Annotated in this window: 20 protein-coding genes; 6 read left to right on the top strand and 14 right to left on the bottom strand. The window is 62.3% G+C overall.

The features are described from left to right. Positions 1-197: 197 nt before the first annotated feature. The 3 genes from A3M3_RS0106730 to A3M3_RS0106720 all read right to left on the bottom strand — a co-directional run bounded on the left by A3M3_RS0106730 (position 198) and on the right by A3M3_RS0106720 (position 5,119). On the bottom strand, positions 198-3,374 hold the full coding sequence (locus A3M3_RS0106730; protein ID WP_231497197.1) for a S8 family serine peptidase: 3,177 nt from the start codon (positions 3,372-3,374) through the stop codon (positions 198-200). A 259-nt stretch (positions 3,375-3,633) separates the two neighbouring features. Next, on the bottom strand, positions 3,634-4,833 hold the full coding sequence (locus tag A3M3_RS24020; protein ID WP_035741452.1) for a hypothetical protein: 1,200 nt from the start codon (positions 4,831-4,833) through the stop codon (positions 3,634-3,636). A 100-nt stretch (positions 4,834-4,933) separates the two neighbouring features. Beyond that, positions 4,934-5,119 (bottom strand): hypothetical protein, encoded by a 186-nt coding sequence (locus A3M3_RS0106720; RefSeq protein ID WP_028265708.1) that lies wholly within the window; start codon positions 5,117-5,119, stop codon positions 4,934-4,936. Positions 5,120-5,460: 341 nt separating this feature from the next. Between A3M3_RS0106720 and purS the strand changes: the two genes are divergently transcribed. From purS to A3M3_RS0106695, 5 genes are all read left to right on the top strand, one after another. Further along, on the top strand, positions 5,461-5,712 hold the full coding sequence (gene purS / locus A3M3_RS0106715; protein ID WP_028265707.1) for a phosphoribosylformylglycinamidine synthase subunit PurS: 252 nt from the start codon (positions 5,461-5,463) through the stop codon (positions 5,710-5,712). A 1-nt stretch (position 5,713) separates the two neighbouring features. Next, complete coding sequence (gene purQ / locus A3M3_RS0106710) at positions 5,714-6,481, top strand: phosphoribosylformylglycinamidine synthase subunit PurQ (RefSeq protein WP_028265706.1); 768 nt, start codon at positions 5,714-5,716, stop codon at positions 6,479-6,481. Next, positions 6,478-8,796, top strand: coding sequence for a phosphoribosylformylglycinamidine synthase subunit PurL (purL, locus tag A3M3_RS0106705; RefSeq protein WP_028265705.1), 2,319 nt, complete (start codon positions 6,478-6,480; stop codon positions 8,794-8,796). Before purQ ends, purL begins: the two co-directional genes overlap by 4 nt. A 201-nt stretch (positions 8,797-8,997) precedes the next feature. Beyond that, the gene (locus A3M3_RS28760) at positions 8,998-9,483 is read left to right on the top strand and encodes a helix-turn-helix domain-containing protein (protein WP_028265704.1); all 486 of its coding nucleotides are present in this window, start codon (positions 8,998-9,000) and stop codon (positions 9,481-9,483) included. Next, positions 9,480-10,334: an IS3 family transposase gene (locus tag A3M3_RS0106695; protein WP_028265294.1), complete on the top strand. Its 855-nt coding sequence runs from the start codon at positions 9,480-9,482 to the stop codon at positions 10,332-10,334. Before A3M3_RS28760 ends, A3M3_RS0106695 begins: the two co-directional genes overlap by 4 nt. A gap of 195 nt (positions 10,335-10,529) precedes the next feature. On the opposite strand, the gene A3M3_RS0106690 is transcribed toward A3M3_RS0106695, so the two are convergent. Then, positions 10,530-10,823, bottom strand: coding sequence for a DUF503 domain-containing protein (locus tag A3M3_RS0106690; protein ID WP_028265703.1), 294 nt, complete (start codon positions 10,821-10,823; stop codon positions 10,530-10,532). Between the two features lie 80 nt (positions 10,824-10,903). Between A3M3_RS0106690 and A3M3_RS0106685 the strand changes: the two genes are divergently transcribed. Beyond that, complete coding sequence (locus tag A3M3_RS0106685) at positions 10,904-11,761, top strand: DUF1206 domain-containing protein (RefSeq protein ID WP_051422978.1); 858 nt, start codon at positions 10,904-10,906, stop codon at positions 11,759-11,761. Between the two features lie 52 nt (positions 11,762-11,813). Here the strand turns inward: A3M3_RS0106685 and A3M3_RS0106680 are convergent, their stop codons facing one another. The 10 genes from A3M3_RS0106680 to A3M3_RS0106635 form a co-directional block, all read right to left on the bottom strand. Beyond that, complete coding sequence (locus tag A3M3_RS0106680; RefSeq protein WP_028265701.1) at positions 11,814-12,707, bottom strand: carbohydrate ABC transporter permease; 894 nt, start codon at positions 12,705-12,707, stop codon at positions 11,814-11,816. Then, the gene (locus A3M3_RS0106675) at positions 12,707-13,735 is read right to left on the bottom strand and encodes a carbohydrate ABC transporter permease (protein ID WP_155854300.1); all 1,029 of its coding nucleotides are present in this window, start codon (positions 13,733-13,735) and stop codon (positions 12,707-12,709) included. Before A3M3_RS0106675 ends, A3M3_RS0106680 begins: the two co-directional genes overlap by 1 nt. Further along, entirely contained in the window at positions 13,732-15,141 is a 1,410-nt protein-coding gene (gene ngcE, locus A3M3_RS0106670) for an N-acetylglucosamine/diacetylchitobiose ABC transporter substrate-binding protein (RefSeq protein ID WP_028265699.1), read from the bottom strand. Before ngcE ends, A3M3_RS0106675 begins: the two co-directional genes overlap by 4 nt. Before the next feature lie 199 nt (positions 15,142-15,340). Continuing rightward, a complete protein-coding gene (locus A3M3_RS0106665) occupies positions 15,341-15,970 on the bottom strand; it encodes a hypothetical protein (RefSeq protein ID WP_028265698.1) in 630 nt (209 codons plus the stop codon). An 82-nt stretch (positions 15,971-16,052) separates the two neighbouring features. Next, a complete protein-coding gene (locus A3M3_RS0106660) occupies positions 16,053-16,454 on the bottom strand; it encodes an MmcQ/YjbR family DNA-binding protein (protein WP_028265697.1) in 402 nt (133 codons plus the stop codon). A gap of 43 nt (positions 16,455-16,497) precedes the next feature. Next, positions 16,498-17,070 carry a polysaccharide deacetylase family protein gene (locus tag A3M3_RS0106655; protein ID WP_231497195.1) on the bottom strand — a complete coding sequence of 191 codons (573 nt, stop codon included), beginning with the start codon at positions 17,068-17,070 and terminating at the stop codon, positions 16,498-16,500. Positions 17,071-17,444: 374 nt separating this feature from the next. After that, complete coding sequence (locus A3M3_RS0106650) at positions 17,445-17,870, bottom strand: CoA-binding protein (RefSeq protein ID WP_028265695.1); 426 nt, start codon at positions 17,868-17,870, stop codon at positions 17,445-17,447. Between the two features lie 12 nt (positions 17,871-17,882). Further along, positions 17,883-18,752: a hypothetical protein gene (locus A3M3_RS26865; protein ID WP_051422976.1), complete on the bottom strand. Its 870-nt coding sequence runs from the start codon at positions 18,750-18,752 to the stop codon at positions 17,883-17,885. Further along, a complete protein-coding gene (locus A3M3_RS0106640) occupies positions 18,749-19,303 on the bottom strand; it encodes an RNA polymerase sigma factor (RefSeq protein WP_028265694.1) in 555 nt (184 codons plus the stop codon). Before A3M3_RS0106640 ends, A3M3_RS26865 begins: the two co-directional genes overlap by 4 nt. Before the next feature lie 388 nt (positions 19,304-19,691). Further along, on the bottom strand, positions 19,692-20,981 hold the full coding sequence (locus A3M3_RS0106635; protein WP_028265693.1) for an adenylosuccinate synthase: 1,290 nt from the start codon (positions 20,979-20,981) through the stop codon (positions 19,692-19,694). Positions 20,982-21,174 lie beyond the last annotated feature (193 nt).

Here is a 21,174-nt window from a genome sequence, read left to right as displayed (position 1 = left end):
TGAATGACTCACAACCAGCTTGACGAAGAGGGAGCGCCGGGGATTTCGGCCATATAGCTGAGCGGGCGTCGCAGCGGTAGAGGCGCTGCCCACAAGGACGACGCGCGCCCGGAAAAGGCACAGAATAACAACAGCGGCCGGCGGGAGTACCCCGCCGGCCGCTGTTGTTATGTGTCCGTCAGACCATCATTGCCACATCACGTGGCGTTGTTTGGCTGCTCTTCTCTTTCATTCCTCAGCTTGCCCTTGCCGTGATCGCCCTCTTGATCCTCCTGCGGCGCCACGGAGACGCTGCCGTTCGCCGAGACCAGCACAGAGACGAAAGTCGGCGCACTGGTACCGGCAAACGTGAGCCGGCCGAGGTAGGAGCCCGGCGTCAGCTTGGTCCACGCAAACGTGAGCTTCCCGGCTTTGCCGTTTTTCAGCTGGATCGGATTAGGAGTGACGGTCGCGTTGCCTTGGTTCGCACCCAGGATGGCGACATCAACGCTGGCCTTGGTGGCCCGACTCCCGGGGCTCGCGGACAGGTTCGCGATGACGGTGTAATCCCCTGCCTCCGGGTTGTCGAGGGAGAGCGATTCGCTGGCACTGGGTGTGGCGGCTGTGAACAACTGACCCGACGGCGAAAACACATACAGGTCGAAATCCGCGGAAGGATCGGCGGAGATCACCGAGAACTTCGCAAAAGCCGTTCCGGGAGCAACCGTGGCGGTCGTGACGAAGTTCGAGGCATTGCTTGCCATTGACACAGGGCCCGGAGTGAGCTGCGCCGCCGAAGAATCAGCCTTCGAGAGGCCGTCAATAGTCACGGCCGTCGGCGAGTCGGAACCGGAGACAATGTTGATGTCCCCCGAGCCGCTTGCTTGCTGGGACGTGAAGGCTGCGCTCTTGGAAGCAACCACCGACTGGGGACGGACCGCAATCGGGGAGACCACCGTCTTATCGGCGCCCTCCCACTTCAGTGATCCCATGGCGAACGTACCGAGGGCGGCAGTCTTGTTTTCGAAGGTCACCTTGAAGGTCTTCTGCTGGCCGACTTCGTTGAAGTTCAGCACGGACGGAGTGACTTTGACGTCGACCCCGGGGACGTCGACCGTAGCCCGGTAGAGTCCAGGGGTCAGTGCAGTGACCGTACGCGTGACCTCGATTTTGCCGGCCAGGTTTCCGAGGGCGAACGACGGAAGGTTCATGTCGCGCGGCAGCGTGGAACCAAGGCCCGGTAGGCCGAGATCGACGCCGGTGCCCTGGATGAATTTCAGGTAGTCCTCAGTTCCGGCGTCGTACACCAAGCCCGGATCGAGCACGCGGGCCGGGTTCATTTCCCCTGCGCCCGTGGCGAAAACATCGTTGTTCTTGGTTCCATCGGCCTGCTTGACGTCACTCGCGGTGGTCATCATGGCCGACTTGACCGCAGCCGGAGACCACGCGGGGTTCTTCGCCATGATCAGGGCTCCGAACCCTGCAACGTGCGGGGACGCCATGGACGTACCGGACATGAATCCGTACTCGTCACCGTTGCTGCCAATGGGGGAAACCCCTGCCAGCACGGCAACACCGGGAGCCGAAACGTCCGGCTTCAGCAGATCCGAATCGGTGGCGAGAAGCGGACCGCGCGAAGAGAACCCGGCGATCTGCGGCTGCGCCTCAAGCGGAAGCCCCGTGGTGTCGTGGTCGACCAGTGAAACAGTGAGCCCCGGGTTGGCCGCAACCTTGTCCTTGATGGCTTGCGAGGCCGGCGGGTTCACGTGGACGGTGGGCACTGCGTGCTTGTCCGTGTCCAAAGAGGAATTGGTGAGGTTAACGAGGATCATCCCGACGCCGCCGCCGCGGAGCACCTCAGCACTCTTCGCGACGCGATCAACCACGCCGCGGTCACACACCACTACCTTGCCCGCGATCTTCGCCGGGTCCAGGGACCCGGGCGCACAGAGAGCTGCGTTGCCGGTGCCTGAGGCAGCGTTTGCGGAAAGTACGACGCCGGCCCCGCTCACTTGGCGGTTCATGATGCTGGCCCCGCGGAACTTGCTGCCGTCGGAGAATTCGATCGTTCCCTGGAGCTCCTGGGAGAACGAGGTAGCCGCGACGGTAGTCATCCAAGGTGCGCCGTGGTTGACCGTACTGGCCTGCGGGCCGGAGTTGCCGGCGGATGCGGCCACGAAGATGCCGGCCGAAGCGGCGGAAAGGAATGCCAGCGAGACAGGATCGGTGGTGGTGTCCGTAGCGCCGGAGATGGAGTAGTTCAGGACGTCCACACCGTCGGCGATCGCTTGATCGATCGCCGCGATGGCAGCCGAGCTGTAGCAACCGCCCGTGTTGGGGTCATCGTCTTCCCAGCAGACCTTATAGATCGAGAGCTTGGCCGCCGGTGCGACGCCGCTCGTCTGGCCGAAGCTGCGGCCATCCACGGACGCCTCCACTCCGGAGTCACCGGCTGCGGTGCTGGCCGTGTGCGTCCCGTGGCTCGCGACGTCTACGGGCGAGATCAGTTCCTGCGGTGCGCGATGGGCCGGCGGAACAGATTCCAGGAAGGCATCGGCGAAGTAGTGGGTGCTGAGGACCTTGGAATTGCAGGCGCTGCCGTCGTAGGCCGAGCCGGTGTCGGTGCCTTTCTGGCACTCGCCCACAAAGGTATCTCCGTTGGCTTTCAGCATGGCGATCTTGCCGTCACTGGTCCGGTACGGGACGCCGACTTTGGGGTTCCCCACAAGCGGCTGGACCGGATCGCCGGCGAAGAACTTGCTCGAGGGGGTGTACCCGGTGTCGATGACGCCGACCACTGTGCCTTTCCCGGCCTGGTCCTGGCCGCCGAATTGGGTGTTCCAGAGCCCGTTGGGTCCGCTGAGGTTGAGGAAATCGGTGGTGGAGTAATCAGGAGCGGACTGGGTGTCCGGGGCGACAAGCAGGACGCCGGGATTCTTCGCGAGATTAACGGCTTGGTCCGCGGTAAGAGTAGCGCTGAAGCCGTTGATGGATGCTGTGTAGTCGCGCTTGATGTTCACATTTTCTTGTTTGGCCACTTCTTGCTGCTTCTGCTGCAAATGGGCCTGGTATTGCTTCACTTCGGCATTGCCGACGTCCAATTTCTTGCCCGCTTGCGGTTTAGTGGGCACATAACCGGGCGTCCCGCCGTCGTACGTGGCCGCTGGCTTCTCTGCCAGCACCACGACGTAACGGCCATCCTGATAGGACTTGGGGTCGACATTCTTCGGGGCAACCCCGGGGACCGCTGATCCGGAGACCGTTGGCTTGGAAGCGGGCGCCGCTTGAGCGGGTGTCAACGCCACGGAGGAGAGCAGAAGGGGCAGTCCGACGGCAAATGCCGCGGCTCTTCGAAGCCCCCCGCTTCCAATGAAGCTCTTACCTTGTGAATTCACGGGTGATTGCACCTTTCCGGACGGTCTCGGCAGTTTGTCAAGATCAATAGCCTGAGGATGGACACCGATTGACAGTTCTTGTAATCAGGGAAAGCCCAGCCGTTTCATAGAGTACATAGTGATAGCGGAATATGACATAGGGCATATTCTGCCCTTTTTGTCTTGTCACGTCGGCATCAGAATACAACCCCTTTAATCCGGAAGATCAGCGCATTTCCGCGTGCCGTATTAGTCCAGTTCTTTCACCACTCCGCGGTGGTTAGGCGAGCGTGTAGCCGAAGACATCGACGATGACTTGCGAGGTTTCGATGCGTGGTACGGAGGCGAGGATGGATTGGATCTCTATCTTGCCGTCAGCTCCAATGGGCACATATGCCATGTTCGCAATGGTCTGCCCGCCACTGAAGTTCAGATTGGAAGTAAACGTCCACGGGGCCCTATAACCGCGCGCCATGAAGTAGCCGAAGATTGTCGGTTCGGTCACCGTCAGGTTCACCCATACGCCACTTGCATTTTGCGGTATGCCATTAACGCCTACGACCTGTACGGGCACAGTACCGGCGTTGACAACCGGGCCTCCGTTTGTGCGGGTGTCAACAAGACGGGTTGGCGAAACTCCCGCGAATGCGCCGGATATGGTTGGCGTCCCCGGCAGGAAAAAGCCAACAACGTCTGCAATGATCTGGACTGTTCCGGACGAGGTGTTCGCAATCGTCACCGTGCCGTCGGGCCCTACCGGAACGACGGCAAGATTCGGAACTGTCTGGCCGATCCCATAGTTCTGGTTCGAGACATTGGGTTTTCCGGAGCCTCCTGGATAAGCGGTAATGAATCCGAAGGATGTCGGCTGCGTCACTGTAAGGTTTACGACCACCGCCGAGGCGTTTGCCGGAACGCCAGTGGATCCTCCCAGACGCAATGGCACGCTTCCGCCACCTGCGATGGGGCCTGACGAAGTCCTGGTGTCGAGAAGCCTGGCGGGTCCGACAGCTTGGTAGGAGCCCGGCAAGCCCTGGGGCCCCGACGCGGCGAAATATGCCGAGGCGTCAACCACGATCTGCACAGTTCCTGTCGAAGTGTTGGAGATGGCGATCTGCCCATCAGCGCCGACTTCCACGATAGCCAGGTTCGCAACCATCTGTCCCGGCCCGTAATTGACGTTTGAAGTGCGCGGCGCCATGACGCCTGAATGGTACGCCGTGAGGAATCCGGCAGCAGTGCCGTCAGTGGCCGTGATGTTGAGGACCACGGCTTGTGTGCCGTAGGGGAATCCATTTGTCCCCGGGATCCGGATTGAGACTGAGCCTCCGCCAGGCACCGGTCCCGACGACGTTCTAGTGTCCAGGATCCGCGTGGGCGTCATGGGTGTGAGGCCGCCGACGGGCCCGGTTCCGGCGACTGCCGGACTTGCGGTAAGCGGACCGATGAGTACTGAGCACAGTGAAGCAAGCACCAGCATGATGCATGCTAGCTGTGATCTGGTACGGGCATATTTCTTCAAAACTGATCCCCCAAAATTAAGATGCAAAAGCGAAGAGGTCTACGACCCCATCGGCATTCTACGGTTTGATCCCTCGCAAGGCATCGCTGATTTTGGCCCTTGTCGAAGCATCCGGAGGGACGGAAATGCGATTTTCCCGGGCAGCCCGGTCCGCCATGATTCTTTGGAAAACCATCCTCCCCAGGCTGGCAAAAACAGCGGCAAGGACCACGGGCAAAACCATCGACTTAGCGTTCTCGGCCATGCCGCAATCCTAGTGACGCAACCCACCCCCGGCCAGCGCCGTCGTCGTTCAGCGCCCAGCGCCGCGGTCGGGCACTGAAAACCCCCGACGACGGCGGAGCCGCGCAGCGAGTTGGCGCGGCCCGCAAAGCCCCTTCACCGATCTCCACAAATAGGGCATGAAGCAATGTGCCCGGTAGAATGGGCTAGCAAGCTCGCGGAGCGCCCCCCTTATTCCGTAAGTCACTGCATCTACACACTGTCGCTGAACTCTGTTGGATGCGGTTCCGGCGTGAGACGGCACCACTCCGCAGCAGCCTCTTAACCAAGGTTTAACCAACGCTCACGCACAGGAGTTACCGGATGCCCCGGATCGTCGTCGACGTCATGCCCAAGCCCGAGATTCTGGACCCTCAGGGGAAGGCCATCGTGGGCGCACTGCCCCGCCTTGGCTTCACCAGCTTCAGCGCAGTCCGCCAGGGCAAGCGCTTCGAATTGACCGTCGACGGCGAGGTGACCGACGCCATCCTCGCCCAGGCCCGCGAGGCCGCCGAGACCCTGCTGTCCAACCCGGTGATCGAAGACGTCGTCAACGTCGAGGTCGTCGAGGCCTGACATGACTGAACTTCCTTTGATCGGCGGCGCCCCTGTGGCCGTCGAGCCTGTTGATGCTCGCGGGCTCGCCGGGGCCAAGATCGGCGTCGTCACCTTCCCCGGCACCCTCGACGACCGCGACGCTGCCCGTGCGGTACGCCTGGCAGGCGGCACCGCCGTCGCACTTTGGCATGGCGACACCCACCTTGCCGATGTGGACGCCGTCGTCATCCCGGGCGGATTCTCCTACGGTGACTACCTGCGCGCCGGAGCCATTTCGCGCTTCGCACCGCTGATGTCCAAGATCATCGATGCTGCCAACAGCGACGCCAAGCTTCCCGTGTTGGGTATTTGCAACGGCTTCCAGATCCTGACCGAGTCGCACCTGCTGCCCGGCTCCATGATCAAGAACGACCACTTGAAATTCATGTGTCGTGAACAAGTGCTGCGCGTTGAGAACAACACCACCTGGTGGACCTCGGACTACGAAGCCGGCCAGGAAATAACGGTGCCGCTGAAGAACCAGGATGGCCAGTACATCGCGGACGAGAAGACCCTGGACGCCCTTGAGGCCGAAGGACGCGTCGCGTTCCGCTACGTCGGCTGGAACCCGAACGGCTCCCGCCGCGACATCGCCGGCATCACCAACGCCGCCGGCAACGTGGTGGGCCTCATGCCGCACCCCGAGCACGCAGTGGAGCCGGGATTCGGCCCGGAGTCGAACGCAGGAACGGATGGCTTGGGCTTCTTCACCTCCGTCCTGAACAAGATCGTGGGAGGCGCACAGTGACTACTTCAGCTGAAACCGTCGGCAAGAAGTTCAACATCGACACCGTCGAGAACGCGGCCAAGACGCCGGACACCGAGCTCCCGTGGGCCGAACTTGGCCTCAAGCAGAACGAGTTCGACGAGGTCGTCAAGGTCCTGGGCCGCCGCCCGACCGGCGCCGAACTCGCCATGTACTCCGTGATGTGGAGCGAGCACTGCTCCTACAAATCTTCAAAGAACCACCTGCGCCAATTCGGCGAAAAGGTGACCGAGGAGATGAAGAAGGACATGCTGGTGGGCATCGGCGAAAACGCCGGCGTCACCAACTTGGGCGATGGCTGGGCCGTGACGTTCAAGATCGAGTCCCACAACTCGCCGTCGTTCGTGGAGCCCTACCAGGGTGCCGCAACCGGCATCGGCGGCATTGTCCGCGACATCATCTCCATGGGCGCCCGCCCGGTAGCCGTGATGGATCCGCTGCGTTTCGGCGCTATCGACCACCCGGACACGGCGCGCGTCATGCACGGTGCCGTCGCCGGTATCGGTGGCTACGGCAACTCGCTTGGCCTGCCGAACATCGGTGGCGAAATGGTCTTCGACTCGGTGTACCAAGGCAACCCGCTGGTCAACGCGCTTGCAGTCGGCGTAATGCGCCACGAAGACATCCGCTTGGCCAACGCCTCGGGCAAAGGCAACAAGGTAGTCCTGTTCGGTGCACGCACCGGCGGCGACGGCATCGGCGGCGCGTCGGTGCTGGCCTCGGAGTCCTTCGACGACACCAAGCCGTCCAAGCGCCCCGCTGTCCAGGTGGGCGACCCCTTCGCCGAAAAGGTGCTCATCGAGTGCTGCCTGGAACTGTTCAAGGGTTCGCTGGTCGAGGGCATCCAGGACCTCGGCGCCGCCGGCATCTCCTGCGCCACCTCCGAGCTCGCCTCCAACGGCGACGGCGGCATGCAGGTTGAGCTGACCTCCGTGCTGCTGCGCGATCCCACGCTTACCCCGGGCGAAATCCTGATGTCCGAGTCGCAGGAACGCATGATGGCCGTTGTCACCCCTGAGAACATTGCGGCTTTCGAAGCTGTCATGGACAAGTGGGCCGTGGAGTACTCCTGGCTGGGCGAAGTGACCGACACTGGTCGCCTGATCATCACGTGGGAAGGCGAAGTCATTGTCGACGTCGACCCGCGCACCGTTGCCCACGACGGCCCGGTGTACGACCGCCCGTATGCACGCCCGTCATGGCAGGATTCCGTGCAGGCCGACACCTTCACGGGCTCCGTGCAGGACGCCGGCCGCCCCTCCACCTCCGGGGAACTGGCCGCTGCCATCACCGAGCTCATTGCTTCGCCGAACATGTGCAGCAAGGCCTGGATCACCAAGCAATACGACCGCTACGTCGGCGGTAACACCGCCATGGCGTTCCCGGACGACGCCGGAGTAATCCGCGTGGACGAGGAAACCGGCCTTGGCGTGGCTCTGGCCACCGACGCAAACGGCCGCTACACCTACCTCGACCCATACCACGGTGCACAGCTCGCGCTGGCCGAGGCCTACCGCAATGTCGCCACCTCCGGCGCCGTGCCCATGGCCGTCAGCGACTGCCTGAACTTCGGCTCCCCCGAGGATCCCGACGTCATGTGGCAGCTGGCCGAGGCCATTCGTGGCCTGTCCGACGCCTGCATGGAGCTGGGCGTCCCGGTCACCGGCGGCAACGTTTCGCTGTACAACCAGACCGGCACCGTGCCCATCCACCCCTCCCCCGTGGTTGCCGTGTTGGGCAAGCTCGACGACGTCGCGCGCCGCACCCCGTCCGGCTGGAAGGAAGACGGCCAGGCCATCTACCTTTTGGGCACCACGGCCGCGGAACTGGACGGTTCGGAATGGTCCAACCTGCGCGGACACCTTGGTGGCTTGCCGCCGAAGGTTGACCTTTCCCTGGAACGCCAGTTGGGCGAGATCCTCATCAACGCTTCGCGCGACGGCATGATCGACGCCGCTCACGACCTCTCCGAGGGTGGCCTTGCGGCTGCGCTGGTTGAGTCCGCGCTGCGCTATGGTGTCGGCGCCCGGATCGCCCTGGAAGAACTTATGGAGCGCGACGGCGTGGACCTCTTCACGGCACTGTTCTCCGAATCCCAGGGCCGGGCCATCGTGTCCGTTCCGCGCTCGGAGGAAGTCCGGTTCAAGGACATGTGCACCGCCCGCGGCTTCGCCCACCTCCGGATCGGCGTGGTTGACGCTGAAGGCGGCAAGCTGGAGATCAACGGCGTGGACGAGCTTTTCCTGGACGCTCTCAACGAAGCCCACGAGGCCACCCTGCCGAAGTACTTCGGCTAACCACCCGGCCTCACCTTCGATTGCTCCCCACCTGCGGGTCGGGGAGCAATCGTCTTTAAGCACGCTCCTGCAGATATCTGCGCTCTTCGGTAAACCCTCCATCACCTTTGGCGCCTTTTGCCCTAACGCTCCTGCAGATGATGAACTGGTCCCCGGAAGTTGGACTGAGAAATTCAGTTCCGACTTCCAGGGAGCAGTTTTATGCATGCACGTAGTTCATTGTCTGAGGTCCAGCGTGAGGCCGCTGTAGCGTGGTTTGAGAAAGGCGTCGGGCACGTGGCGGCGGCCAGGATGCTGGGTGTGTCTCGTGTGCCGGTCAAGGCACTGTTTGGGCGGTGGAGGATTCATGGGCAAGGAGCGCTGGTGAGCAAGCCGGCGAAGTCGTACTCTTTCGAGTTCAAGCTCGCCCTGGTCGAGCGGTTCCTCGCGGGCGAGACCGGCCCGGACCTGGCAGTGGAGGCAGGTTTGTCCTCGCGCGAGTTGTTGCAGAAGTGGGTCCGGGCGTATCGCCGGGAGGGCGCGGACGCGTTGCGGCCCAAGCCCAGGGGCAGGCCCCGGCAGCCCGATTCCCCGCCCCCGGCGGAACTGCCCGAGCTGGAGCGGTTGCGGCGGGAGAACGAGCGGTTGCGGGCCGAGGTGGCGTATNTGGGAAAATTGCGGGCCTTGAGGGCNCAGGAACGACGGTGAAGGTCCAGGCCCTCATCGCTCTCAAGGCCGGCTTTCCCCTGCCCGTCCTGCTGCAGGTGGCCGGGCTTGCCCGGTCCACGTTCTTCTATCACCAGGGGCGCCTGCAGGCTCCGGACCCGCAGGAAGCACTGAAGGCCGCGGTGGCGGAGATCTTCGCGAAGAACCGGGGCCGGTACGGGCACCGGCGCATCCACACCGAGCTGGGCAGGCAGGGGTGGGCGGTCGCGAAGAAGACCGTGCTGAAGCTGATGCGTTCGCTGCGGCTGGTCTGCCAGGTGCGGCGGAAGAAACGCTACAACTCCTACCGGGGCGGGCAGGGCGCCGTCGCGGAGAACGTGCTGAACCGGGAATTCGACGCCGATGCCCCGAACCGGAAATGGGTCACCGACGTGACCGAGTTCAGCGTCGGGGACCGCAAGCTCTACCTCTCACCGGTCATGGACCTCTTCGACCGGCAGATCATCTCCTATTCGATCGGGTCCTCCCCGAACCTGGAGCTGACCAACACCTCGCTGCGTGAGGCATTGAGCCGCCTCGGGCAAGGCCAGCAGCCTCTGGTGCACTCCGACCAGGGGGTCCAGTACCAGCACATCTCCTGGCGCACTCTCCTCGAGGGCGCCGGCGCGGTCCAATCCATGTCGCGCAAGGGCAACTGCTACGACAACGCCGTGATGGAGAACTTCTTCGGCCACCTCAAGGAGGAGATGTTCCACAGGACCAGGTTCCTCAACACCGAGGCACTGGAAACAGCGCTGCACGAGTACATCCGCTGGTACAACACCGAAAGAATCTCCACAAAACTCGAGGGCCTGAGCCCGGTGCAATACCGTGCCCAGGCCCTCGCAGCCTAGGATCCTACTTAGCCAGTCCAACTTCCGGGGACCAGTTCATGACGTGAGCGGGCGTCCGCGGGGAGACCCACATACCTGAGCGGGCGTCCGCGGGGAGACCCACATACCTGAGCGGGCGTCCGCGGGGAGACCCACATACCTGAGCGGGCGTCCGCGGGGAGACCCACATACCTGAGCGGGCGTCCGCGGGTGGGGTCAGTCCTCGCTGTGGAGGTCCCGGCGTCGGGCGCTCAGCAGTTCCACTTCGGGACGCGCCGCAACAAAGCGTTCGACGGCGTCGAGCACCTCGACGAGGTGCGCCCGGTCCGCGGCTACCGCGGCTGCGCCGATAAGGGCACGGCGATGCTGGTCCAGGTGCCCGGTTTCGGCGGCGGAGACCTCGAAGCGGCGTTTCAATTCGGCGATGAGCGGACGCACGAAGGAGCGCTTCTCCTTCAGGCTGTGCACCTCGCCGAGGCGGATATCGAACTCGATCCACGCGATCCACATGCGCCCATGCTACCGGGCGGCGGTACTCCTTCCGGCTGGGGAGCCCCGGTGGCAAGATAATGGCAGATCAAAGGAGAACCATGGGCAACGACGATCATTCGGACAAGGCCCGCAGCGCAGTGTCGAGGGGCGCCGATTCAGTGGGAGACGCCGTCGACGACGCTAAGGATTCACCGACGGTCCGGGCAGTGGCGCGAGCAGGATTCGTCGCCTTGGGGCTGATACACGTGCTGATCGGGGTCATCGCCCTGGGGATCGCGCTCGGCTCATCCGGGCAAGCTGACCAAAGCGGGGCGGTCGGCCAGATGGCCGCCACGCCTGGCGGCGTCGTCCTTCTGTGGGCGGGGTTGGTGGCGTGCGGTGTCCTCGCGCTCTATATGGCCAGCGACGCCGTGATGGGATGGAGCGGGGGTGGCAGCTCGAAGCCCTGGATGAATCGGCTCAAGGCAGCCGGGCAAGCGATCGTCTTCACTGTAGTCGCGGTGACCTTCGGCAGCTTTGCGCTTAGCCATCCAAGCAACAGCAGTGACAAATCCCGGTCGGCCACTGCAGACCTCATGTCCAGCGCTCCCGGCACCGTCCTCCTGGTGATCATCGGGGTGGCGCTTCTAGCGGCTGCCGGCACATATGTCTTCTTGGGGCTCACACGCAAATACGAAAAGAATCTGCGAGGCAAACCCTCCGGAGCCCTGGGAGATGCGTTCACGGTGCTGGGCGTGGTGGGTTATTGCGCAAAAGGGGTGGCGCTCGGTGCCGTCGGCTTGCTCATCCTGATCGCCACAGCGGCGCACGACCCGTCCCAACAAGGCGGCCTCGACTCCGCGCTCAAGGCTTTCCTGAAACAACCCTTTGGCGGATGGGTGCTCGGGTTTGTCAGCCTCGGACTCATGGCCTATGGGGTCTTCTCCTTGTTCCGCTCCCGTTACCAGCGGCTCTGACGGCGGCACGCAAGGGAGAACCGCCGTCGGGCATCTATTTAGCTAAGTTGTGCTATTTGGAGGTGCCCTGAGATACCGAACCTTGCAACTGGCGCTGGAAGATGATGTACACGATGAGAACCGGGACCACGGTGACCGTGACGGCCGCGAACAAGGCGCCGAAGTCCACTGCGTAGCCCATCTGGCCGGCGAAGGCGGCCAGGCCCTGGGATAGTACTCGGGGGCCGGCCGCATTGATCGCCACCGGAATCAGGAATTGGTTCCACAGGCCCAGGAAGTTGAAGATCGCCACGGACGCGAGTCCCGGCTTGGCCATCGGCAACATGATTTGGAAGAAGGTCCGCCACTCCCCTGCTCCGTCCAAGGAAGCCGCCTCGGTAATTTCGTGGGAAAGCGACTTGAAGAAGGAGAACAGGAAGAAGACGGTGAACGGAAGCGCGAAGCCGACATACACCAGGATGAGGCCCGGCAAAGTGTTCAACAACCCGAGGTTCCGCATGACGAAGAACAACGGCACCATGGCGAGGAAGATCGGGAAGGTGAGCCCGGCAAGCATGAGGTAGTAGATGGCCTTGCTGCCGAAGAAGACATAGCGCGCAAGGACATAGGCGCACATGGAGCCAAGCACCATGACGATTACCAAGGCGGAACCCACAACGATCACGGAGTTGAGGAAGTAACTGCCGATTCCGGCTTCTGTCCACGCCCGGACGTAATTGTCGAAGCGCCACTGGGAGGGCAAGGCAAACGGCGAGGCGAAGATCTCGCTGGACGTCTTGAAGGAGGACATGAAAGTCCACAGCAATGGCAGGATCACGATGAGCGACCAGATGCTCAGCGCCGTGTGCGAAACGGCGCCCACCACTTTATCTCCGGTGGTGGCGACCGGCTTGCGGGGGTTGAAATGCAGGGACTTCATTTCCTGGCTGGCAATTTTGGTAGTCATCAGAGGGACACATCCTTGTCGCCGCCGGTGAGCCTGTTGACCAGGAACACGAGCCCGGAAAAAATCAGGGTTGCTACGGCCAAGACAACGCCCATAGCGCTGGCCAGGCCGAACTGCCCCTTGGTGAAAGCGGTGAAAAAGAGCTGCTGGGACATCACCAGGGTGGAGTTGTCCGGCCCGCCGCCGGAGTTCAAGGCGGCCATGTAGACGAACGCGTCGAGCGCCAAAATGCCCATATAGATGTAGGCGGTCTGGATGTTGTCGCGGATCAACGGGATGGTGATGGAGACGGCAGTGCGGAAACGCCCCGCTCCGTCAATCCTGGCGGCCTCGAACAGCTCTGCCGGGATGCCCTTGATGCCCGCTACGAAGAGCACCATGTAGAAGCCGATAAAGCCCCACACAATGACGAACATCGTGGCGATCATGGCGGTGCTCTTGTCGCCGAGCCAGGCGAATGACTTGAACTGTTCGAGCCCCAAGGAGGTCAGGATGCCATTCAGCAGGCCTCCGGAAGGATCATAGATCTGGCCCCACATGATGCCGATGGCAATTGCCGGAATCGTATAGGGGAAGAACGAGACAACCCGGTAGAAGCTGGAATTGCGCAAGCCCTTGATCTGACCCCTGCTGCTGCCACCCACCGTCACCAAGGTTGCCAGGACAAGGCTGAGAATGATCGTGATGATGGGCAGGAAGATGACCAGCAGGATGTTGTTCCCCATGGCCTTCATGAAAATGTCATCCGTGAAGAGCTTCTGGTAATTCTCAAGGCCAATGAAGTTTTGCTTGGGTGAGAATCCCGACCAGTCTGTCAGGGAGTAGCCGAAAGCCTGGATGAAAGGCCAGATGACAAAAAGGAGGTAGATCGCCAGCGGCAAGCCAAGGAAGACAACGAAGAAACTCACCTTGTCGAATGTTAGGGGCTTGCGCCGTCTCTTGTAGACGGGTGGTGTTGCGTCCGGAACGACGACGGCGGACGCGCCGCCGCCGCCCATCGGGAGCGTTTTTGTTTTCACTGAAGTCACTTCACTTCAATCTTCTTGACCGAGCTGTCGTTGCGGATTTTGTCGGTAATTTCCTGCAGATTCGAGGTCAAAGTGGCGACGTCCGACTTTCCATCGAGGAACGTGTTCCACACAACCAGCTGGTCCTTATTGGTGCCGTAAAGGTCGATGAAGTTCCAAGTGTAGATATTGTCGCCTGCGTCGCTGAGCAGCTTGGTCTGGGACACCAGGGCCGTGGAGCCGAAGCCATCGGCAGGAACCGTGTCCTTGACGATGGTGGGAGCGAGCTTGGTCTTGGCGAAGTTGGTGGCAGCATCCTTGGACAGCATGACGCGAAGCAATTCCTTGCCGCCAGGCACGTTCTTGCCCTGCGATGGAACCACGAAGGGCTCGCCTGCCGCGCTGTGCAATGACGTGTACGGCAGTTTGGAACTTGTGGTCACGGACGGGACGGGTGCGCCCGTCATCTGGAAGCCGGACTTGGTCTGGTCCTTCATCTCGTTTTCGATCCACGAACCGGAGGGGTAGAACAACGCTTCCTGGGCATTGCTCCACTGGGCCTGTGCCGCGGTGAACTGGGTTCCGGAGCCCCCTGGTTTGAAGTATCCGGCCTTGATGATCTTCTCCAAGGCAGTAAAGACACTTTGGAGCGCCGGGTGGGACCAGCAGTCAGCCTTCAGGTTTTCGAGTCCGAGGCGAACATCCTGGCCGCCTTCCTTGATGGCCGAGGCGATTGCCATTTCCTGATAGTAGGTGGCGGCTTCCTTGCCCCAAACGAACAAGTACTTGCCCTTGGCCTTGGCTTGCTCGCCGAGTGCGTACAGTTCGTCCCAGGTCTTCGGAACGGTCCAGCCGTTGTCCTTGAGCAGTGCGTCGGAATACCACATCGCGTAGACGGTCAGCACGTAGTTCATGGCGGCGAGTTTGCCCTCGAAAGTACCTGGGGCGAGGACGCCCCCGTAGAGGGTGTCCTTGATGACTTTACCTTCGAGGTTCTTGGCATTGACCACGCTGGTGAGGTCTTCGAGTTGGGCCAGGATGGTGCTGAAGCCGATTGCCTTGGCGCCGGAGTTGTCAATCAGGTCTGGTGGGTTGCCTCCAACGAATCGCGGCTGGAGTTCCTGTGCGATGTCGGTCGAAGGGGAAATCTTCGCTGTGGAACCCGAATGCGCGTTTTCGAAGGCCTTGCCAGCGAAGTCAACATAGTCGATTCCGTACCCACCCTTGAAAATAACGGCGTCAACGGTGGATTTGTCTGCCATACCGAACGGATTGGTATCTGAAACGGTCCCCGTCGGACCGGCGGTTCCACCGCCGCCATCGGCTGCGCAGGAGGCCATCGAGCCGGCTAACGGCACAAGCACGGCCGCGGCAAGCGCGCCGCGGAGGAAACCGCGGCGTGCAAAGGACTGCTGCTGAATGTTCATCCTAAAACCCTCCAGAGGCTCGTAGTACTGACGGTCGCGGCCGGCAGTTGATCGGTCCGGGCACCGCCGCTGCGACGCACCCTTCGTGTGACATACTTCACCACGGATGATTGAAATGCAATATTTTAGGGCAGTTTCAATCAACTTTTGTCAAAAATGTGATGTGTTGCCAAGCGTTCTGCAGCGGCTTTTAAGCCCTTCAGCCCCGTAAATTCAAGGATTTTGCACACTCGGCAATAGCTTCGCCCGCCCATTGCCGTTGTTGCTCGGTTCCGACGCGTTCCGCCCACTGCTCAGCGAGCTGGAACTCCACCATCGCTTCGGTGCGCCGCCCGTCGTCGTACAGTGCCCAACCGAGGTTGTTGTGCAAGGAAACCATCCACCGTTTGGTGCGGGGATCCTCGACCGCAGAGGCATACTCGAGAGCACTGCGGGTCCATGATTCCTGGTGGCCGGAGTCCGCGATGGCGAGCATATGAAGGGCGTCCACGGCGAGGAAATCTTCACCCAGGAGGTCTCCGAACTCGGCGGCCTGCTCAAAGAGCGGAACAGCCATGGCCGGATGCCCCGCCGAGTTGAGCAAGCGCCCGCGTTCCAGGAGTACCCGCACCGCGATGGTCGGTTCCTCTTCGGCGTCGATCCCGTCAAGGAACGCATCCGCTTCCTCGAAGCGGCCCTGCAGGCCGATGGCCCGACCCAGTTGGGTGGCGAGCTCCGCGCGTTCAAAGGCATCGTAGCCAGGATCCGTCATGGCTTCGCGGAACCGGGTTTCCGACAGCGCGGGGTCCCCAAAGTTCCACAGCTCATCAAGGGTTTTCTGTGCCAGCATCTGGCTCCTCCTGATTGCTTCGAGGCGTTGGAAGGGGCGGTCCACTCACAATCTAGCCGAAGCAGTGTAGTGGCTCCGCGTGTCAGCCCTTCGCGAGGCGAGCCCACCCCAACTGCTCCTGCTGCTTGCGGCTCAACGAGGAAACCACCAGGTCGTAGGAGTCCTCCACCATGTCCCGAACCATGGCGTCGGGCAGGGCGCCATCCAAGCGCACCCCGTTCCAATGGGTCTTGTTCATGTGCCAGGCACCGGTGATTTCCGGATGGGCTGTGCGCAATTGCACCGCCAGTGTGGGATCACATTTGAGGCTCACCGCCAGGTTCTGCTCCTCCAGGGCAGAGGCCGCGAACATCTTGCCTCCCTGCTTGGCTCCCGCGGACACGGTGGAACGGACTTTGAAAACCGAGGTTTCCGGACCGAACGGGAAATCTTCATAAGCCCCGGGAAAGCCCAGGCAGATTTGGCGGAGTGAGGCAGCATCCATGTAGCGAGACTAGCGGAGCGCTGCGCTTGGCGGAGCGCCTGCCTCACTCAACCCCTAGGAACTCCTCCAGAAGCACCACTTCCAGGCCGGCGGCCACTTGCGCGGAGCGGAAGGCCTCGAAATCAGCCGCGAATTCCGGGCGGAAGTGCATCAGGACGATGTCGCCGGGCCGCAGCGAGTTGCCGTATTGGTAGTCCATCTGTCCGGCGTTTGCCTTCGCCTCCCACGTAACGATTGCCTTCAGGCCGGCGGCGGCGACGGCTTGCCTCATGGCGATCGAATAGGCGCCCCCAGGCGGCCGGAACAGGGTGGGCTTGCGGCCGTACTGCTGGACAGCGAAGTCCTGCATCCCTGCAATGTCGTCCAATTGCCTCTGGTAGCCCCATTGGCTAGTCATGTTGACGTTGTGGCTGACCGTATGGTTTTCGACCAGGCTGCCCTGCGCCATGAACGCCTTGAAGAACGCTGGGTTGTCGCGGACAGTGTCGCGCGTCAGGAACAGTGTGGCCGGGTAGTCGTTCTCCGCGAGGAGCCGGACGCTTTCCGGAGACTTGACCAGTCCGTCGTCGATCGTCAGGAACACTACGGGATGTTTGGTGGGGATCTTGGTGATCACCGGGGCCAGCCCGTTTTGGATGGGTGGCAGCTGAAAGTCCGGGACAAAGGAGCGCCGAAGCCGCTGAGGTGGCGCGAGACTCGGCGTAGGGCTTATTGGGGCGCTTGCGGACGACGACGGTCCCGCAGTGCCGGGCGCCGCCGTCGAGCTTTCTGCCAGGGGGCCTCCGGGAGCTGCGCATGCCCCCAGCCCGGCCACAAGGGACGCCCCGAGTAAACCGAGTGCGGTGCGTCTACTAGCCGTGGAGTGGTGGTCATCGCACATGTGTTCCCTGGTCTGTCAGTCGGGTGCTTGCCCCCGGACTGTACTAGCGACCGGTTAACAGAAAGTGATGCTATCCGGACGCGCCGTCCTGGCTCGTCCGCCCCCTCAGGCTAGATGCCGATCCGCCAGCCCACCTGCGCCGGACAAGCGTTCATGACCACGTCCAGGCCCGCTGCTTTGGCCCGCTGGGCCGCGTCCTCGTCAATCACTCCGAGCTGGAGCCACACGGCTTTCGCTCCCGTGGCAATCGCTTCGTCCACAACGGCGCCAACGCGCGAGGAGTTCACAAAACAGTCGACGACGTCGATGGGCCGCTTCTCGAGGGGCACGTCGGCAAGGAACTTGTAGCCGGTTTCGCCGTGGACGTCCTCGCCTTTTCTGTTGATCGGGATGATCTCCATGCCCATCGTGTCACGAATGTAGAGGGCTACTTCGAACGCCGAGCGCCACTCATTCGTGCTGAGTCCTACGATTGCCCAGCGGCCTTTTGTGCGCATCAGCCGGTCGATGACAGCCGGATCGTTGACGTGTGCCATAAGTCAAGCCTACTAGCGGGATAACAGACCAAGGAGCCATCGCAACGAAGCTCCGGGAGGCTTCAGGGACCCGTCGTTCTGGCCGCTTTGCACGGCTTGCTGCACCCCGTCTTGGAGGTCCTGAACGGTCCCCGTAGAGGGGATGGCAGTTTTGGGCAGCGGGAGGATGCCCCGCGAATCGATGGTCGGCCCGGCGTGCGCGGCCTTGGGCTCTACGGGCTGCCTCCCGGCCGGCTGGGCGGCAGGTGTGGGGAGAGCCGCTGGCGCTACTGCTTCCTCCTCTGCCTCGGCCGTGTTCTCCGGAGCGGGCGTCACCGGACCTCCCGAAGGCTCGGCGGCGTCAACCCCTGCCGCCGGGGTTCCCGCCGGCACATCGACCGGAGCCGGGTGCGTCGTGCCCTCCGGGGAGTGGTTGGAGGAGGTGGGAGGTGTCGACGACGGCGGAGCGGTGGTCCAACCCACCCAGCCGGGGATCAGCGCCTGTATGAAGTCGGGGGTGCCCTCGCTAAATCCGGCACTCGAGGCCGCAACGCCGCCAACACCCAAGGCCATGGCTGTCGCCACGGTAGCGCCAATGACGGCAGGGCGGTTTTTGCGCAGCTGACGCCGCTTGCGGAGCTCCTCGCCGCGAAGATCGACTGCAGGGTTGCCGGTGAGCGCGTCCATGCCGATTCCTGCATCGGCGCCTGCCATGCCATCGGCGGCCGAGCCCGACAACATCGCAGCGAGTGCGGGCCCGGGGGCCGGTGCCGGCATCGACGCGAAGGACTCCAGCGCCGTCAAGGACTCCCTGAGTTCGGAGGCGTCCGTCAGCTCAGCCTCGAGCAGGAGTTCATGGATGATCGCATCGCGGTCAATGTCCTTGCAATCCCGACGCCTCATGGGGCTATGTATTCCTTTACTACCGAGTGCTCGCGGAGTGTATTCAATGCCCGGCGCTGCAGTTGCTTGACCGCGCCTTGGCTTTTCCCCATGATTTCGGCTACATGGTCCACTGTCAGACCGGCAACGATGCGAAGCGACAAGACTTCCCGCTGATCCTCCCGAAGGAGATCCAGCAGCGCCCCGACTTCGCCGTACGCTACGCGGTCCATCGCTTCGGCTTCCGCCGAATTCGACTGACGCGGGTCCCGCTCAGGTTCAAACTCACGCAGTTCCGGCGCCCTGCTTTGCCGACGATGATCATCCACCATCCGTGCGTGGGCTACCGAAAATACGAAAGTCCGCAGGCCGCTGACGCCGCCGGTGATCGTTTCAAGACGAGGCAGGACGGCAAGAAAAACCTCTTGGGTAACTGCTTCCGGGTCCGAGGCTCCCTTGGCCGTCAGGTAGCCGAGCACTTGGCCTGCGAAGGCCTGGTATACGGCTGTGAACAGCTCAGCTTCCCGGCCCTGGAGGTCGCGCAAGGCTGCATCGGTCAAGGCGTCGGTCACAGAAGCGTGGCTTTCGTTGGGGAACACAGGTCCGGATTCAAGCGAGATCCTGCTGCCGAATCGCCGCAGCGCCGGGCAACGTCAGCTAGCCTAACCGGTGTTCCCATGAACCCCAAGGACCGGCAATTCGTTCCGGAGTTTTGCCTCTCCCGGACTTTGTACATCCACGAAACCCTTCAGACATGAAAAAGGGCCGAGCTAAAACCTGATGGGGGACAAATTTCAGCTCGGCCTTTCATAGAGGTAATCGACGGGGCATCCCCAAGGGTTACGCGGATTCCAAAAGTTTTTTTCACTCCTGTTTTCCGCCGATGCGTGGCGAGGAAACGACGACGGCGGGCCGCCCTTGAAAGGGCAACCCGCCGTCGTCGTGATTCAGCTTTGGTGATTAGTCCTCGATGAGGTCATGCACCACGATCGTCTGGTCCCGGTCCGGGCCGACGCCGATCGCGGAGAAACGCGTGCCGGACAGCTTCTCGAGGGCCAGCACGTATCTGCGGGCGTTCTCGGGGAGGTCTTCGAGCCTCTTGGCGCCGGTGATGTCCTCGGTCCAGCCGTCGAAGTACTCGAAGATCGGCACTGCGTGGTGGAACTCGGTCTGGGTCATGGGCATTTCGTCGTGACGAACGCCGTCGACGTCGTAGGCCACGCAAACCGGGATCTGCGCGATACCGGTGAGCACGTCCAGCTTCGTGACGAAGTAGTCCGTGAATCCATTGACGCGGGAGGCCGCACGGGCCAGGACGGCGTCGTACCAACCGCAGCGGCGTGGACGGCCCGTGTTCACGCCGAACTCGCCACCGGTCTTCTGCAGGTACATGCCCATCTCGTCAAAGAGCTCCGTGGGGAACGGACCGGCGCCAACGCGGGTGGTGTAGGCCTTGATGATGCCGATGGATCGCGAGATCCGGGTGGGGCCGATACCCGAGCCAACCGATGCCCCGCCGGCCGTCGGGTTGGAGGAAGTGACAAAGGGGTACGTGCCGTGGTCGACGTCCAGGAACGTGGCCTGGCCGCCTTCCATGAGGACCACTTTGCCCTCGTCCAGTGCGTTGTTGAGGACAAGTGTGCTGTCGATGACCAGCGGCCGGAGGCGTTCGGCGAAGGACAGGAAATACTCCATGATCTCTTCCACCACCACGCTGCGGCGGTTGTAGACCTTGACCAGGAGCTCGTTCTTTTGACGCAGCGAGCCTTCCACTTTCTGACGGAGGATCGATTCGTCGAAGACGTCCTGGACACGGATGCCCAAACGGGCCACTTTGTCCATGTATGCAGGTCCAATTCCCCGGCCTGTGGTGCCGATGGCACGGCTGCCGAGGAAACGCTCCGTGACCTTGTCCAGCACCTGGTGGTACGGCGCCACGAGGTGGGCATTGGCTGAGACGCGCAAGCGGGACGTGTCCGCGCCGCGGGCTTCCAGTCCGTCGATCTCCTGGAACAGCGCCTCGAGGTTCACCACACAGCCATTGCCGATGATCGGAATTGCGTTCGGGCTCAAAATGCCGGCAGGAAGGAGCTTGAGCTCGTACTTCTCACCGCCGACGACGACGGTGTGCCCGGCATTGTTGCCGCCGTTGGGCTTGACCACGTAGTCAACGCGGCCACCGAGCAGATCAGTTGCTTTGCCTTTGCCTTCGTCGCCCCACTGGGCTCCGACGATCACGATAGCTGGCATGGGATCCTCCCCCATTCTTTTCGGGCCGGTCCTGGCGGGTAACCAAAGCTCAGCACCGTACATGAGAACGCCCCGAATCTTTCGATCCTGCCCGCAGACTTTCGCAAAAGTTCACCGGCGAGATCAGCAAGAGTTCCGGGGCTCTTACCAGCCAAGTTTAGCCGATGCGGCTAGCTGCCCGGTTGTCATACGG

It is taken from the genome of Arthrobacter sp. MA-N2 (assembly GCF_000517125.1).
Classification (GTDB): domain Bacteria; phylum Actinomycetota; class Actinomycetes; order Actinomycetales; family Micrococcaceae; genus Arthrobacter; species Arthrobacter methylotrophus.
The sequence above is the reverse complement of the archived record's forward strand: the minus strand, read 5'-3'. Positions and strand labels throughout refer to the sequence as shown.

Coding starts and splice junctions, on each gene's coding strand:
- A3M3_RS24020 (WP_035741452.1), bottom strand. CDS start 4,833: ATGCTGGTGCTTGCTTCACTGTGCTCAGTACTCATCGGTCCGCTTACC.
- A3M3_RS0106720 (WP_028265708.1), bottom strand. CDS start 5,119: ATGGCCGAGAACGCTAAGTCGATGGTTTTGCCCGTGGTCCTTGCCGCT.
- purS (WP_028265707.1), top strand. CDS start 5,461: ATGCCCCGGATCGTCGTCGACGTCATGCCCAAGCCCGAGATTCTGGAC.
- purQ (WP_028265706.1), top strand. CDS start 5,714: ATGACTGAACTTCCTTTGATCGGCGGCGCCCCTGTGGCCGTCGAGCCT.
- A3M3_RS0106690 (WP_028265703.1), bottom strand. CDS start 10,823: ATGTGGATCGCGTGGATCGAGTTCGATATCCGCCTCGGCGAGGTGCAC.
- A3M3_RS0106685 (WP_051422978.1), top strand. CDS start 10,904: ATGGGCAACGACGATCATTCGGACAAGGCCCGCAGCGCAGTGTCGAGG.
- A3M3_RS0106680 (WP_028265701.1), bottom strand. CDS start 12,707: ATGACTACCAAAATTGCCAGCCAGGAAATGAAGTCCCTGCATTTCAAC.
- ngcE (WP_028265699.1), bottom strand. CDS start 15,141: ATGAACATTCAGCAGCAGTCCTTTGCACGCCGCGGTTTCCTCCGCGGC.
- A3M3_RS0106665 (WP_028265698.1), bottom strand. CDS start 15,970: ATGCTGGCACAGAAAACCCTTGATGAGCTGTGGAACTTTGGGGACCCC.
- A3M3_RS0106660 (WP_028265697.1), bottom strand. CDS start 16,454: ATGGATGCTGCCTCACTCCGCCAAATCTGCCTGGGCTTTCCCGGGGCT.
- A3M3_RS0106650 (WP_028265695.1), bottom strand. CDS start 17,870: ATGGCACACGTCAACGATCCGGCTGTCATCGACCGGCTGATGCGCACA.
- A3M3_RS26865 (WP_051422976.1), bottom strand. CDS start 18,752: ATGAGGCGTCGGGATTGCAAGGACATTGACCGCGATGCGATCATCCAT.
- A3M3_RS0106635 (WP_028265693.1), bottom strand. CDS start 20,981: ATGCCAGCTATCGTGATCGTCGGAGCCCAGTGGGGCGACGAAGGCAAA.